This window comes from Cellulosimicrobium arenosum (assembly GCF_014837295.1).
Taxonomy (GTDB): Bacteria; Actinomycetota; Actinomycetes; order Actinomycetales; family Cellulomonadaceae; genus Cellulosimicrobium; species Cellulosimicrobium arenosum.
Genome location: NZ_JACYHB010000004.1, coordinates 195,587 through 209,666, shown reverse-complemented (window position 1 = coordinate 209,666; position 14,080 = coordinate 195,587). Strand labels below are relative to the sequence as shown.

General features: G+C 72.7%; 17 protein-coding genes and 3 tRNA genes. 9 read left to right on the top strand and 11 right to left on the bottom strand.

Going from position 1 to position 14,080, the window contains the following annotated elements; genetic code table 11:
* Positions 1 to 13: 13 nt before the first annotated feature.
* Positions 14 to 781, top strand: coding sequence for a 5'/3'-nucleotidase SurE (gene surE, locus IF651_RS07160; protein WP_191828403.1), 768 nt, complete (start codon positions 14 to 16; stop codon positions 779 to 781).
* Between the two features lie 43 nt (positions 782 to 824).
* Here the strand turns inward: surE and IF651_RS07155 are convergent, their stop codons facing one another.
* Positions 825 to 2,378, bottom strand: coding sequence for a mechanosensitive ion channel family protein (locus IF651_RS07155; RefSeq protein WP_191828402.1), 1,554 nt, complete (start codon positions 2,376 to 2,378; stop codon positions 825 to 827).
* 56 nt (positions 2,379 to 2,434) lie between these two features.
* On the opposite strand from IF651_RS07155, the gene IF651_RS07150 reads away from it, so the two are divergent.
* Together IF651_RS07150 and IF651_RS17410 are read left to right on the top strand one after the other, a co-directional pair.
* Entirely contained in the window at positions 2,435 to 2,851 is a 417-nt protein-coding gene (locus IF651_RS07150) for a pilus assembly protein CpaE (protein ID WP_191828401.1), read from the top strand.
* A gap of 411 nt (positions 2,852 to 3,262) precedes the next feature.
* Positions 3,263 to 4,630 carry a M15 family metallopeptidase gene (locus tag IF651_RS17410; protein WP_241744199.1) on the top strand — a complete coding sequence of 456 codons (1,368 nt, stop codon included), beginning with the start codon at positions 3,263 to 3,265 and terminating at the stop codon, positions 4,628 to 4,630.
* A 30-nt stretch (positions 4,631 to 4,660) separates the two neighbouring features.
* Here IF651_RS17410 and IF651_RS07140 read toward each other — a convergent pair whose 3' ends face one another.
* The 9 genes from IF651_RS07140 to IF651_RS07100 all read right to left on the bottom strand — a co-directional run bounded on the left by IF651_RS07140 (position 4,661) and on the right by IF651_RS07100 (position 11,736).
* The gene (locus IF651_RS07140; RefSeq protein WP_191828400.1) at positions 4,661 to 5,533 is read right to left on the bottom strand and encodes a prenyltransferase; all 873 of its coding nucleotides are present in this window, start codon (positions 5,531 to 5,533) and stop codon (positions 4,661 to 4,663) included.
* The gene (locus IF651_RS07135) at positions 5,530 to 5,871 is read right to left on the bottom strand and encodes a lycopene cyclase domain-containing protein (protein WP_191828399.1); all 342 of its coding nucleotides are present in this window, start codon (positions 5,869 to 5,871) and stop codon (positions 5,530 to 5,532) included. The genes IF651_RS07140 and IF651_RS07135 overlap by 4 nt, the downstream gene beginning before the upstream one ends.
* The gene (locus tag IF651_RS07130) at positions 5,868 to 6,266 is read right to left on the bottom strand and encodes a lycopene cyclase domain-containing protein (protein WP_191828398.1); all 399 of its coding nucleotides are present in this window, start codon (positions 6,264 to 6,266) and stop codon (positions 5,868 to 5,870) included. Before IF651_RS07130 ends, IF651_RS07135 begins: the two co-directional genes overlap by 4 nt.
* 7 nt (positions 6,267 to 6,273) lie before the next feature.
* Positions 6,274 to 7,956 carry a phytoene desaturase family protein gene (gene crtI / locus IF651_RS07125; RefSeq protein ID WP_191828397.1) on the bottom strand — a complete coding sequence of 561 codons (1,683 nt, stop codon included), beginning with the start codon at positions 7,954 to 7,956 and terminating at the stop codon, positions 6,274 to 6,276.
* Complete coding sequence (locus tag IF651_RS17650) at positions 7,953 to 8,909, bottom strand: phytoene/squalene synthase family protein (protein WP_338403816.1); 957 nt, start codon at positions 8,907 to 8,909, stop codon at positions 7,953 to 7,955. The genes crtI and IF651_RS17650 overlap by 4 nt, the downstream gene beginning before the upstream one ends.
* Before the next feature lie 100 nt (positions 8,910 to 9,009).
* Positions 9,010 to 10,005 (bottom strand): UDP-glucose 4-epimerase GalE, encoded by a 996-nt coding sequence (gene galE, locus IF651_RS07115; protein WP_191828396.1) that lies wholly within the window; start codon positions 10,003 to 10,005, stop codon positions 9,010 to 9,012.
* 81 nt (positions 10,006 to 10,086) lie between these two features.
* A complete protein-coding gene (locus IF651_RS07110; RefSeq protein ID WP_191828395.1) occupies positions 10,087 to 11,013 on the bottom strand; it encodes a cation diffusion facilitator family transporter in 927 nt (308 codons plus the stop codon).
* A complete protein-coding gene (locus IF651_RS07105; protein WP_206715207.1) occupies positions 11,010 to 11,327 on the bottom strand; it encodes an ArsR/SmtB family transcription factor in 318 nt (105 codons plus the stop codon). Before IF651_RS07105 ends, IF651_RS07110 begins: the two co-directional genes overlap by 4 nt.
* 46 nt (positions 11,328 to 11,373) lie before the next feature.
* Positions 11,374 to 11,736, bottom strand: coding sequence for a metallopeptidase family protein (locus IF651_RS07100; RefSeq protein WP_191828394.1), 363 nt, complete (start codon positions 11,734 to 11,736; stop codon positions 11,374 to 11,376).
* Between the two features lie 46 nt (positions 11,737 to 11,782).
* Between IF651_RS07100 and IF651_RS07095 the strand changes: the two genes are divergently transcribed.
* From IF651_RS07095 to IF651_RS07075, 5 genes are all read left to right on the top strand, one after another.
* Positions 11,783 to 11,855 (top strand) — tRNA-Glu (locus IF651_RS07095).
* A 142-nt stretch (positions 11,856 to 11,997) separates the two neighbouring features.
* Positions 11,998 to 12,071: transfer RNA gene (locus IF651_RS07090), tRNA-Asp, on the top strand.
* A gap of 55 nt (positions 12,072 to 12,126) precedes the next feature.
* Positions 12,127 to 12,202 (top strand) — tRNA-Phe (locus tag IF651_RS07085).
* Positions 12,203 to 12,358: 156 nt separating this feature from the next.
* Positions 12,359 to 12,781: a phage holin family protein gene (locus IF651_RS07080; protein WP_191828393.1), complete on the top strand. Its 423-nt coding sequence runs from the start codon at positions 12,359 to 12,361 to the stop codon at positions 12,779 to 12,781.
* Entirely contained in the window at positions 12,778 to 13,080 is a 303-nt protein-coding gene (locus IF651_RS07075; protein ID WP_191828392.1) for a DUF3618 domain-containing protein, read from the top strand. The genes IF651_RS07080 and IF651_RS07075 overlap by 4 nt, the downstream gene beginning before the upstream one ends.
* Positions 13,081 to 13,153: 73 nt before the next feature.
* Here IF651_RS07075 and IF651_RS07070 read toward each other — a convergent pair whose 3' ends face one another.
* Entirely contained in the window at positions 13,154 to 13,363 is a 210-nt protein-coding gene (locus tag IF651_RS07070; RefSeq protein WP_191828488.1) for a BldC family transcriptional regulator, read from the bottom strand.
* A gap of 279 nt (positions 13,364 to 13,642) precedes the next feature.
* Here IF651_RS07070 and IF651_RS07065 point away from each other — a divergent pair, with 279 nt between their 5' ends.
* Positions 13,643 to 13,939 carry a DUF3073 domain-containing protein gene (locus IF651_RS07065; RefSeq protein WP_422110455.1) on the top strand — a complete coding sequence of 99 codons (297 nt, stop codon included), beginning with the start codon at positions 13,643 to 13,645 and terminating at the stop codon, positions 13,937 to 13,939.
* The last annotated feature ends 141 nt before the right edge of the window (positions 13,940 to 14,080 follow it).

Here is a 14,080-nt window from a genome sequence, read left to right as displayed (position 1 = left end):
GGAGGACCTCTCGATGCGCGCACTCGTGACGAACGACGACGGGATCGAGTCCGCCGGCCTCTCCGTGCTGGTGGGCGCGGCGCTCGACGCCGGCTACGAGGTCGTGGTCGCGGCCCCGGCCCGCGAGTCGTCGGGAGCGAGCGCGTCGCTCCTCGGCGCCGAGCGCGACGGGCGGCTCGTGGTGGAGCCGCGCGGCGCGCCCGGGGTGCCGGAGGGCGTCGAGTCGTTCGCGGTGCGCGCCGCGCCGGCGCTCATCGCGTTCGTCGCGGCGTACGGGGGGTTCGGGCCGAAGCCGGACCTCGTGCTCTCCGGGGTGAACAAGGGCGCGAACACCGGGAACGCGATCCTGCACTCTGGCACCGTGGGCGCGGCGTTCTCCGCGACCGCGCACGGCATCGCCTCGATCGCGGTGTCGGTGGACGCCACGGAGCCACGGCACTGGGAGACGGTCCGGTCGGTGACGGACCACGTCCTGGGCTGGGTGCGCCGGACACCGCTCGACGGCCGCACGCTCAACGTCAACGTGCCCGACTGCGCACCCGACAGGCTGCGGGGGCTGCGCAATGCGCCGCTCGCGACGTTCGGCCTGGTGCAGGCCAGCATCCACGAGGACGACGACCGCCACCTCATGCTCCAGTACTCGGGGACGGAGCGGCACTCCGAGCCCCACTCCGACACCGGTCTCCTCACGCGGGGGTGGGCCACCGCGACGCTGCTGCGGGCACCGTTCGCCGACCGCGACCTCGAGGTGCCCGAGCTCACCACGACGCCGCCGGGCTGACGGTCGCCGCGCCGGGTCGCCGACCGCGGTCGCCCAGGGGCCGCTAGCCCCCCGGGCGTCGGTCGGCCGCCTCGTCGTGCGCCGAGTCGCCGTCGGCCGCCGCGCCGTCGGGCCCGACCTCTCGCCACTCCTCCTCGCGGACCGCGGCGTTCTCGGCCGTGCGCTCCCGTTCCTCGATCGCCTCGTGGCCCGGGCCCGCGAACGCGCGGGAGCGTTCCTCGCCCTCCGCCGTGCCGCTGAAGAATGCCGACTCGGCCGCTTCGGGGACCTCCTCGTCGGTGCGTGCACCGTCCTGGGCGGGGAGCAGCTCCGTCCGGTCGTCGTCCGGCCGGGCGCCCGCCCGGGTCCCGCCCCCGGCGGCGCGCAGCCGCCCGACGACGACGGGCGCGTCCGCACGCAGCGCACCCCGGTTCGTGGGCAGGCGAGGGGGCCGGGCAGGCGGCACCGGGAGGTCCGCGGCAGGTGCGGTGCCGACGGCGGGTGCCGTCCCGTCCCCGCCGGGCGAGGACGGCTCGTGCCCCGTCGCGGACCCCGCGTCGTCGGGGAGCAGGGACCACGCGTCCGCGAGCCGGTAGCGGGGCAGCGCCCCGGGCGCGGCGCGCTGGAGCCAGTCCACGAGACCCTCGCGGACGAAGCACCGCAGGTCGAACAGCGTGGGCGCGTCGCTCGCGCTGACGAGCGCGCGGACGCGGACGTATCCGCCGACCGCGTCGGTCACCTGGAGGATTCCCACGCGCTCGTCCCACAGCTCGGTCAGCGAGAGCAGACGCCTCAGCTCGGCGCGCATCGCTCCGACCGGCGCCGTGAAGTCCAGGTCGAGCTCCACCGTCCCGAGCAGGTCGGCCGCGCGGCGGGTCCAGTTCTGGAACGGCGTCGTCGTGAAGTAGGTGGACGGCATGATGAGCCGCCGGTCGTCCCACAGGTGCACCACGACGTACGTCATGGTGATCTCCTCGATCCGACCCCACTCGCCCTCGAGCACGACGACGTCGTCGACCCGGATCGCGTCGGTGAACGCGATCTGCATCCCCGCGAACACGTTCGCGAGCGACGTCTGCGCCGCGAGGCCCGCGACGATGGAGATCAGTCCCGCCGACGCGAGCAGGCTCGCTCCCGCGGCACGCGCGGCGTCGAAGGTCAGCAGCACGCCCGCGATCCCGCACACGACGATCACCGCGACGGTGAGGCGCCGCACGACCGTGATCTGCGTGCGCACCCGGCGCGCGTGCCGGTTGTCCGCGTTGTCGACGCGGAAGCGCTGCAAGGCCGAGTCCTCGAGGACGAACGCGAACGCGCCCACCCACCAGGCCACGACGACGATGAGTGCGATCAGCAGGAGGTGCTCGACCGCGGGCAGCCACGGCGTGCTCGCGTCGGTCGTGGCCCGCACCGCGAGCCACACCGCCACGACCAGGAGCACCGCCCGGTCCGGACGACGCAGGCGGTAGGACAGGTCTCGCATCAGCTCGTTGCGACGGCCCGCCCGGCGCACGACGGCCGAGAGGATCACGCCCACGAGCAGCGCGACCACGATGCTCGCCGCCACCGCCACCGCCGTCACCAGGAGGTCGGTGGCCCCTTCGATCTCCGGTTCCATGCCGCCAGAGTAGGCACGACGGGCAACGCCCGCGGTCCGGTCCTAGGCTGGCCCGCATGATCTCGTGGGAACGGGCATGCGCGCTGCGTGACGCCGGGCTGCGATGGTCCCCCGTCTCCGGCGACCGTTTCCGGCTGCTGTCCACAGGGTCGACCGGCGACGTGTTCACGGTGAGCGACATGACGATCGAACCGCACGAGTTCGACACGGGCGTGGTCCTGGGCTTCAACGGGACCACGGAGTGGGCGCTCGACTCGGTCGCTCTCGAGGACGCCCTGTGGCACCCGCTCGAGCACCAGCTGCGCGCGCTGCTCGGCAGCACGTTCTGCTCCCTCTCGACGGTGGCGGACGGGTTCGTCGTGCGCACCGACCGGCTCGGCACCGTCCGGGAGTTCGACGCGGCCGACGCCGCCGACGCGTACGCGTCCGCTCTGCTCGCGCTCGTCGAGGTCGGCACCGCGGTGGAGACCTGACCCGTTCGTCGTGGCTCGGGAATCCAGGACGACCCGCCCGGACGCGCGACACGTACCTTCTTCACACCCTGAGCACAGGGTCGGCACCGCATTCGCCGCCGTCCCCCGCTCGAAGGTGACCAGCCGGACGCGTACCTGGTTCATGATGGGACGAGCCGACAGACGGACCGGCCCTGCGAACGCACCGGCCTCTGCCGGCGTCGTCGTGCCCGGGGCCACCGCCTCGCGCTCGACCACCCTCTTCAGCACGACCGTGTCGCGGTGCGGCGCCCTGGTAGCGATCCCACGGCCCGGCGCACCGTGGCCCGCCCTCCCGACGAACGGAACCCGTACGTGACGAAGCACCCGACCCTGGCGCGGCGCCGGCCCGGCACCGCGTGCGTCCTCCACCTCTCCTGCGCAGGCCGCTGAATGGGCCGCCACTCCCAGCAGAGGGTCCCCCTGCTCGTCGCCCTGGCCGTCACGGTCCGCCGTAGCACCCACGCCGTCACGCGCGGCGACCGTCGGCGTTCGGCGTTCGGCGCGGGCGCAGCGATCGCCGCGCTCGCCCTGACCGCGAGCACGACCGCTACCGCGTTCGTCGGGCCGGGGACGTCCACGTCGAGCGCGACCTCGTTCCCGACGACGGCCGGGACCCTGACCCCGACGATGCAACCGCTCGGGGCCGGCACCGTCGAGGCCGCGCACGCCGCACGGGATGCGCTCGTGCAGGCGCAGTACGTCACGAGCGAGGGCGCCGAAGGGATCCCGGCGGGCAGGCTCGAGAAGATCGAGGCGACCCGGGCGCGTCTCAGCGAGGCCCTCTCCGGCACGGCGTCGCAGCACCGGCTGCCCGACGACGCCGACGCACCCACCGCGGACGAGGCACAGGACGCCCCGTCCCTCGCCTCCTCCGACGTCCGCGTCGAGCGGCTCGACGACGCCGCGAGCCGCGGCGGCCTCGGCCGGGCCCCCCTGCTCGAGCAGGAGACGCCGACGCCCGCCGCCGACGAGAGCACCGGACCGGCGTCCGAGGACACCGCGGACACCGCGGACACCGCGGACACCAAGGACGCCGAGGACGCCGAGGCACCGGCGAACTCCGAAGGCACCGAGGGCACCGAGGGCACCGAGGGCACCGACGGCGCGACGACGGACGGCGCAGCGGACGAGACGGCCGACGGCGTGGACACCCTCGACGCTGCCGTCGAGCCTGCTGCCGAGGTGGAGACCCTCACGGCCGAGCTCCGGGCGCTCCTCGACGAGACCGAGACCGGCACGGTCGAGGTCGTCCCCGGCCCGACCCCGGAGGAGGTCGCCGAGCGCAAGGCGGAGGCGAAGCGCAAGAAGGAGCAGCAGGAGAAGGCACAGCTCGACGAGTGGGCGGCCTCGACCGCGTCGTACGGGAACGGCCAGATCCCCTCGTCCGCGCTGTGCGAGCTGTCCTTCGCCTCCGGTCAGCTGCTGCGCTGCGACGCGGCGCACCAGGTCGAGAAGCTCAACACGGCCTACCGTGAGGCGTTCGGGACCGACATCTCGGTGACCGACTCGTACCGCTCGTACGGGTCGCAGGTCGCGGTGAAGGCGACACGCGGTTGGCTGGCCGCCGTTCCGGGCACGTCGAACCACGGGTGGGGCCAGGCGCTCGACCTCGGCGGCGGCCTCCAGAGCTACGGCACCGCGCAGTACACCTGGATGCGGGAGAACGCCCCCGCCTTCGGGTGGGACAACCCGGACTGGGCTCGCGCGGGCGGGTCCAAGAACGAGCCGTGGCACTGGGAGTACGGCGTCCAGCCGTGACCGCGCGACAGGCGACAGGACGCGTCGCGGTCAGCGCGTCAGTCCGGTCGCGATCAGCAGCATCGTCACGAGGAACCCCGTGACGAGGTTGAGCCACAGGAACGTGCGCCAGCCGGTGTTCGCGCGTTCGCAGTCGCCGTCCCGCACGTCGCGGAACCGCAGGACGTTCGCCGCGTACGGCAGCGGGAGCACGACGGCGAGCACGCCCGGCCAGGGCAGCACCGCGAGCACGACGGCGGCCCCGACGTACGCCCCGGCGGCGCCGAGCACGGTCGCGTGCGCGCCGATCACGGTCGCGACCGACCCGATGCCCGCTTCCCGGTCCGCGCGCACGTCCTGCACCGCCCCGAACGCGTGCGAGGCCATCCCCCACAGGACGAACCCGACCAGCACGGGCCACACCGAGCGCGCCGCGAGATCCGCGTCGACGAGGACGAGCGCGTAGAGCAACGGCCCGGCGAAGTGCATCGCGGACGTGAACGAGTCCAGGAACGGGCGCTCCTTGAACCGCAGCACCGGTGCTGAGTAGGCGACGACGCCGAACACCACGAGCAGCAGCGTGAGCGCTGCCCACCCGTCCCCGAGCGCGAGCAACCACAGCACGAGCGGCACGTTCGTCAGCGCGCACGCCCACAGGATCCTGCGGTGGGTCACCCGCGCCGTCCCGGGGTCTGCGAGCGCCCCTTCGATCCCGCCCTTGCGCGGGTTGCGCAGGTCGCTCTCGTAGTCGAACACGTCGTTGATGCCGTACATCAGCAGGTTGTACGGGACCAGGAAGTACAGCGTGCCCACGACGAGCGCGGCGTCGACCCGACCGCCGGTGGCCATGAGGTAGCCGGCGGCGAACGGGTAGGCGGTGTTGATCCAGGAGAACGGCCGGGACGCGGCGAGCACCGCCCTCACGGCTCGACCTCGTCGCCGGTCCGACGGTCCTGGGGGTCGCTGCTGCCCCCCGGGCCACGGCGCCCGAGCACGGTCCACAGCACCGGCATCGCCAGTGCTGCCGCGATCGCGTAGGCGAAGTCCTCGAGCGGGGCACCCCACACGTAGATCCCGAGGATCCGGTCGGGGTGGTAGACGTACAGGTCGGCCGCGATCATGAGCGTGTCGAAGACCAGCGTGAGGACGCACAGCACCAGGACGGTCAGCAGCACCGGTCCGGGGCGCAACCGTCGCAGCCCGCGCCACGACACCGCGACCAGCACGACGAGGACCAGGACGTTGAGCACGATGTTCGTCACGCGCCGCCCCTCTCGTCCGACGGGGCGCCACCCGGTTGCGCCTGCCCTGCCTGCCCTGCCTGTCCTGCCTGCCGTTCCCGCCGGTCCGACAGGACCCGATCGAGCAGCCGCCAGACGACGAGCGCGACGTAGCAGAGCAGGGTGAGGAAGAAGACCTCCTCGATCGGCAGGTCCGGCGCGACGAGGAGCCCGGTCATCCACGGGCTCTCGCCGCGCGCGAAGATCCCGAGCACGAGCCCGGCGACGTCCCACACCAGGAAGCCGACGACCCCGATCCCGACGGTGAGGCCCGCTCGGCGGGCATCGTGCCAGAACGCGAGGCGCCAGCGCCGGTCGATCACGGCCATGCCCCCGATCGACACGATGAGCGCGCCGAGGTAGACGAGTCCCGTCATGCGTCGCTCACCGGCGCTCCGCGGTCGGGGTGCCCAACCGCTCGGGCCGGCGGCTCGCGCTGAGGTAGCCGGGCCGCAGCGGGGTCGGCAGCGGGCGCGACGACGTCTCGCCCAGGAGGCGCTTGGCCACGAGCTCGGCACTGATGAGGCACATCGGGAGTCCCACGCCGGGGATGGTGCCACCTCCGGCGTGGTAGAGCCCGTCGACGCGCGGGGAGACGTTGCCGGGTCGCCACAGCGCGGACTGACGCAACGTGTGCTCCATGCCCAGCGCCCCGCCGCGCCACGCGGAGAGCTCCTCGGCGAAGTGCGCGGGACCGAGGACGCGTCGCGTGACGACCCGGCCGGGGAGATCGTCGATCCCGGCCCACCGCCCCACCTGCGCGACGTACCGGTCGGCGAGCCCTTCCAGGGCCTGCCGGGACGGCTCGTCGGCGCCGAGCGCGGGGTCGGCGGGGAAGGGGACGAGGAGGAACAGGTTCTCGTGGCCGGGTGGCGCGGCAGGACTGTCCGACGACGCCCCGTCCGTCGCGGACGTGCGTGACACGTACAGGGAGGCGGGCTCGGGGATGCGCAGACGGCTCGTCCGGGCGCCACCGGCAGACGCGTCCCCGAGGATCGCCTCGAAGTTGTCCGGCCAGTCGCGTGTGAAGAACAAGGAGTGGTGCGCGAGCTCGGGGAGCTCGCCCCGCACGCCCGCGAGCACGAGCAGCGCGGAGATGCCCGGGTCGTGGTCGTCCCACCACTCCTGCGTCCGGGCGGACCACTCGGGCGCGAGCAGGCGGGTGTCGGTGTGGTGGAGGTCGGCCGCGCTGACGACCACGTCGGCGGGGACCACCTCCCCCGAGGCGAGCCGGACGCCGGTGGCGCGCCCGCGGCGTCGGGCACCGGGCTCGACGACGACCTGCTCGACCTCGCACCCGGTCCGGATCTCCACGCCCTCGGCCCGCGCGAGCCGCTCGATCGCCTCGATGAGCGTGTACATGCCGCCGCGCGGGTAGCGCACGCCGTCGACGAGGTCGAGGTGGCTCATGAGGGAGTAGAGCGCGGGCGCGCGGTAGGGCGAGGACCCGAGGAAGACCGCGTGGTACCCGAGCACCTGGCGCAGCCGCTCGTCCTGGACCGTGCCGGCGGCTCGCTCCGCGAGGGTGCGGCGCAGCAGGCCCGCCAGCCGGGGCAGTCGGCGCAGCACCGCAGCGTCGATCGCCCGGTCGGGCCGCTCGAAGGTCGTGTAGAGGAAGTGGTCGAGCGCGAGCCGGTACGCCTCGCTCGCGTCGTCGGCGTAGGCGTCGATCCGGTCGCCCGCGCCCGGCTCGATCGCGTCGAACCGGGACCGGTTCGACGCGCGCCGCGCGGTGACCTCGAGCATCTCGGCGGTGTCGGACAGTGCCTGCGGGCCCCCGTCGGGCTCGAAGAACACCCGGTAGGCCGGGTCCAGGGCGACGAGGTCGAGGTGGTCCTCGACGCGCTCGCCGAGCAGCGCGAAGAAGTGCTCGAACACCTCGGGCATGAAGTACCACGAGGGCCCGGTGTCGAACCGGAAGCCGTCGATCTCCACCGTGCCCGCCCGGCCGCCGACGCGCTCGTGGCGGTCGAGCAGCGTGACCCGCGCGCCGCCCCGCGCGAGCAGCGCCGCCGTCCCGAGCCCGGCGATCCCCCCACCGACGACGACTGCGCGCGTCGCCGTCACCCGCCCGCCCGCGGTCGGCCGTGGGCCGCGCGGGAGCGGCCGGCGTCGACCGCGGACTGCGAGACCTGACGCGCGACGGCCCGTGCGGCGAGCGCGAGCTTGAGGGGGTCGGGGACACGGACCCGCCGGTCGAGCAGCTCCTGCGGAGAGGTGAGCCCGATCCGTCCCAGCCGGCCGAGCAGGTTCTCGTAGACCTCGAGCGTGGACCGCACCGCCAGGCGCGGGCGGACGGGGAGGCCGGGGAGCGCGGCGCGCGCGGCGTCCAGGTCGGCGCGCACCTCGGTGAGGACCGCCTCGACGTCCTTGCGCTCGAGCCGCTCGGGGTCGACTCCCGGCAGGTAGCAGCGGCCGAGCTCGCCGTAGTCCGTGCGCAGGTCGCGCAGGAAGTTGATCTTCTGGAACGCTGCGCCGAGTGCGCGTGCACCGTGGGTCGTGCGCTCGTCGGCGGTCCGCAGCGGCTCGCGCGCCGTGCGCCGTGCGTTGAGGAACACGGCGAGGCACATGAGGCCGACGACCTCTGCGGACCCGTAGACGTAGGTCTCGTAGCTCGCCCGGTCGTGCACCTGCACCGAGAGGTCGGCGCGCATGGAGGCGAAGAACGGGTCGATCTCGGCGTGCCCGACACCGCAGCGCCGCGCGGTGCGGGCGAACGAGTGGACGACGAGGTTCGTGGACCAGCCGCGGTCCAGCGCACGTGCGGTCTCCTGCTCGAGCTCGTCCAGCAGGACGCCCGCCCCGTCGCCCCGTCGGGTGTCGACCACCTCGTCCGCGACGCGGACGAGACCGTACACGGCCTCGATCGCGGTGCGCGTCCTGGGGTCGAGGAGCCGCGTGCCGAGGCCGAACGACGTCGAGTAGCCCGACAGCACGACCCTGCTCGCCAGCTCGGCCGTGCGGTCGTAGAGGCGCGCCGACGGGTCGCTCGACTCGTCCACCTCGTCCACCCCGTCCACGCGCCACCTCGATCTCCGTGCCCCCGGACGTCACCCGGAGCAATTACTCAGCATGCTGAGCAACAATACTCGCACGGATCGTGGGCGCGCACGAGCCGACTCACCGCCGGGCGGGGACCTCGATCCTGCGCGCCCCGGCCTGCCAGGCCTCCCACGCCGACGCGATGATCTCCTCGAGGCCGTTCGACGCGTGCCAGCCGAACAGCTCGTTGATCCGCCGCGGGTCGCCCACGAGCTGGGGCGGGTCCCCCGCTCGGCGCGGCTCGATCTCCGCGGTCACGTCCAGCCCCGACGCCTTGCCGATCTCGTCGATGACCTCCCGGACGGACGAGCCCTCGCCGGTCCCGACGTTGAAGACGTCGAACGGACGCTCGTCGACGTCGAGGTACTCGAGCGCCGCCAGGTGCGCCTGGGCGAGGTCGAGCACGTGGATGTAGTCACGGATGCACGTGCCGTCAGGGGTCGGGTAGTCGTCGCCGAAGATCGTGGGCTGCTGCCCGCGCTCCAGCCGGTCCAGCACCATCGGCACCAGGTTCAGGACGGCGGGGTCGCCGAGCTCCGGCCACCCCGCGCCCGCGACGTTGAAGTACCGCAGCGCGACGAACCGCAGCCCCCACGCGCGGTTCGCGGCGCGACCGAGCCACTCCCCCACGAGCTTGGTCTCGCCGTAGGGGTTGATCGGCTCGGCGTGCAGCTTCTCCTCGACCATCGACACCGACGGCATGCCGTAGGTCGCGGCAGAGGACGAGAAGACGAGCCGGTCCACCCCGGCCGCCTGCATCGCCGTCACGAGGTTGGTGAAGCCGCCGACGTTCTGCTGGTAGTACCACGCGGGCTTCTCGACCGACTCACCGACCTGCTTGCGGGCGGCGAAGTGCACGACGGCGCGCACGTCGTTCTCCGAGAGCGCGCGCGTGAGGACGTCCACCGCCTCGGGCGCGGCGACATCCACCTCGACGAGCTGCGCGTCCCCGACGCGCTCGGCCCGACCCGTGCTCAGGTCGTCGACCACGACGACCTTCTCGCCCCGCTCCTGCAGCAGTCGCACCACGTGCGCGCCGATGTATCCCGCCCCGCCGGTCACCAGAATCGTCATGCGGTCAGCCTAGCGGCGGCGCCTGGCCGGACCCCGGGCCGTCCGGCGCGACCGCCTCGACCGGCTCGACCGGCTCGGGCCTCAGTGGTGCGCCGACGTCTCCGTCCGCCGCATGTCGGGCGGCTCGATCTGGAACGTGCAGTGGTCCACGTCGAAGTGGCCGCTGAGGCAGGTCTTGAGCCGGCGCAGGACGTCCGTACCCTCCCCGCGCTCGAGGCGCTGCGGCTCCACCTCGACGTGCGCCGACATCACCGGCACCCCCGACGTGATCGTCCAGGCGTGGAGGTCGTGCACGCCGACGACCCCCGGCACCCGTTCCATGTGCTCGCGCACCACGTCGAGGTCCACGCCGGGCGGCGTCGCCTCGAGCAGGACGTGGGCGACGTCGCGCAGCAGCATGACGGCTCGCGGCAGGATCATGAGCCCGATCGCGACCGAGGCGATCCCGTCGGCCCGCGGGAAGCCCGCCGCGACGGCGACGCCCGCCGCGACGACCGCCACCGAGCCCAGGAGGTCGCCCAGCACCTCCAGGTATGCACCACGCACGTTGAGGCTCTCGGCCTGGCCCGCGGACAGCAGCCGCAGACCGGCGGCGTTGGCGGCGAGCCCCACGAGCGCGACGACGATCATCACGCCCGCCTGGATCTCCGGCGCCGGCGTACGGACCCTCGCGACGCCCTCGACGATCACCGTGACGGCGACGAAGGACAGGATCAGGGCGTTCGCGAGCGCGGCGAGGATCTCGGCGCGCTGCCAGCCGAAGGTGCGTCGCGTCGTCGTCGGGCGGGACGCGAGCCAGCTCGCGAAGAGCGCGAGGGCGATGCCCGACGCATCGGTGAGCATGTGCCCCGCGTCCGCGAGGAGGGCGAGCGAACCCGAGACGAGCGCACCGACGGCCTCGCCGACCATCACCGTCAGGGTGATGACCAGCACTGCGGCGAGCCGGCGACGGTGCGCGCCCGTCGCCGTGCCGTGCGCGGGGTGACCGCCGTGCGAGTGCCCGCTCACGACGCCGCCTCGGCGGGGAGCGGGGCGAGGGCGACCTGCTCCGCGTCGGCGAGCAGGTGGGCCACCTCCGGACGCAGCAGCCGATACCACGACGAGCGGCCCTCGCGCCGGACGGCGACCACCCCGGCGTCGCGCAGCATCGTCAGGTGCGCCGACACGGTGGACTGCGCGAGCCCGAGCTCGCGCGTGAGGTCGACGACGCGGCGCTCGTCGCCGGTGAGGAGGTGGACGAGGGCGAGGCGGCTCGGCTCGGCGAGGGCGTGCAGCAGCCGAGCCACCGCGTCGTGGTCGTGGTCCACAATTTCCATCGCCATGCAACGATGTTATCGCTCTGCAGCGATGGAAACCAGCCCGTAGCGCTCAGGCCCAGCCGAGCTCGTGCAGGCGGTCGTCGTCGATGCCGAAGTGGTGCGCGATCTCGTGGACCACCGTGATCGCGACCTCCTCGACCACGTCCTCGCGGGTCTCGCAGATCGCGAGCGTCGGGTTGCGGAAGATCGTGATGCGGTCGGGCAGCGACCCGGCGGCCCACATGAGGTCGCGCTCCGTCAGGGGCACGCCCTCGTACAGGCCGAGGAGCTCCGGGTCGTCGGCTGGCGCGTCGTCCTCCACGAGCACGACGACGTTGTCCATCTGCGCTGCGAGGTTCTCGGGGACCAGGTCCAACCCGTCGCGCACCGCGTCCTCGAACTCCTCGCGTGTCATCTCCGCCGCATCCGCCATGCTGTCATCCTGCCGCACCCGTCGCGTACACTTGCGGTCGCCCTTGGCCCCCATCGTCTAGCGGCCTAGGACCCCGCCCTTTCACGGCGGTAGCACGGGTTCGAATCCCGTTGGGGGTACGCACAGATCGCATCACCGCCGGTGCTCACCAGCCGATTTACGGATCGGGCCGCGGGTGGGATACGATCCTCACGGTTCGAGAGCGGGCCAGCACGACCCCGGGGAATCTCGGTGATAAGGTATGTCCCGCTCACGAAGCAAGGCCCTGTAGCGCAGTTGGTTAGCGCGCCGCCCTGTCACGGCGGAGGTCGCGGGTTCAAGTCCCGTCAGGGTCGCGCGAGGCGACAAGCCCGGGCCGGTCGACATCGGCCGCCCGGGTTTTCGCGTCCTGGCTCTGTAGCTCAGTTGGTAGAGCGTTCGACTGAAAATCGAAAGGTCACCGGATCGACGCCGGTCGGAGCCACCACAAGCCCCTCGCCCGCTCAGGGCGAGGGGCTTCGTCGCGCCTGCCGCTTCCCGGCTCCCGACCCGCTGTGCTGCGACGATGCCCGCCCCGGGAGTTGCGGGCAGGTCCGCGGACCGGTTGAGTGGTCACCAGCACCACCGACTGAAGGGCGGAGGCATGAGCGACTGGGTCGACGGGCGGATTCCGCCCGAGGAGCAGAAGCCGACTGTCGGACAGCTCGTCGAGCGCCTCTCGGAGCAGGCGACGCGCCTCGTGCGCTCCGAGATCGCCCTCGCGAAGGACGAGCTCACGACGAAGGCGAAGCACGCAGGTATCGGGATCGGGATGCTCGTCGTGGGCGGGGTCCTCGTCCTCTACGGGATCGGGTTCCTCTTCCAGTCCGCCGTCGAGGGTCTCGCGACGGTGTGGCCCGTGTGGTTGGCCGCGCTCGCCGTGGGCGCGGTGATCGTCCTCCTGGCAGCGCTGCTGGCGTTCGTCGGCATCAAGCAGCTCAAGCGAGGCGTTCCGCCGGTTCCGACGGACGCGGTCTCGAGCGTGAAGGAAGACGTCAGCGTCGTGAAGGAAGGACTGCGCCCGTGAGCGCGAACGCATCGGAGCCCAAGCCCGACCGCCGGCAGCTCGAGCAGGAGATCTCCCGCACGCGTGCCGAGCTCGCACAGACCCTCGACGAGCTGACGACACGTGTGGACCCACGGGTCCATGCGTCGAACGCCGCCCGGCAGGCCAAGCAGGCCGCCACGGACACCGGGTCTCTGTTCACGGGCGGGGGGATGCCGGACGAGGACCCGGCGAGGTCGCGCAACGTGAAGATCCTCCTGCTCGGCGCCGCGGCGGGGCTGGCGGTCGTGGCCGCGACAGTCCTCGGACGTCGCTCATGACCGTGCCCGAGCGCCGAGCCTGAGCGGAGAAACGCCTCGGAATCCCGGACGGCGCCGGGGTCCCGGGGCGGTCCTACGTCGCGCTGTCGGGCCGGTCCGCCGGCTCGCTGGCGGCTCCGAGCAGTGCGCGGACCTCGGACTCGCGGTACCGGCGATGCCCGCCGAGCGTACGGATGGACGACAGCTTTCCCGCCTTCGCCCACCGCGTCACGGTCTTCGGGTCGACGCGAAACAGACTGGCGACCTCGGCAGGTGTGAGCAGCACCTCGGACTCTCCATGCATGGACACCACGGCACCTCCCCCTGGCGTGCACCGGTCCGGCTTCGTTCCCGGATCACTTCGGCAGCGCACCACCAGCCACTCCATTGTCGCAGGATGTGGTTTTCAGGCGACTTGACGGACGGGTGAACTAGGGACCCTATGAGCCCAAAGAGCCTAAAGGGCTCCGTGCGGCATACGGCCCGTTGCTCCGCCCCCGCGCGTGCGACGCGCCCGACGAGTGGTGACAGTGACGTGCGCAGCACCGTCTGAGTAGAGGGAATGCCCCGGGAGCATGTACCGTTGGACTCTGAACAGACGAAATTACACCCCGGGGCCGCACGTCTGAGCACGGTGCCGCCCCGCTTCTACGTTGAGGGGGTCGGAGCCATGGGCCGCGGCCGTCAGAAGGCAAAGCAGACCAAGGTCGCTCGAGCGCTGAAGTACTACAGCCCCGAGACGAACTACAGTGCGCTCGAACAAGAGCTCACCGGTCACAGCCACACGGATGTCGTCACCGACTCTCGCCATGGCGGGGAGTCTGCCGACGAGCTCGAGAGCCTGGACCAGCGCTACAACGAGTGGTCCGACGACCGCTGACGTTCGTCGTACACCCTGCTCTCCCTGTGGGCATCTTCACGTCGCACGACGGCGCGACGAGCCACATCACGTGGTCGGTCGCGCCGTCGTGACGAAACCGCCGGGCACGAGCATCACCGTCGTGACGGACGCCCGGGGCGG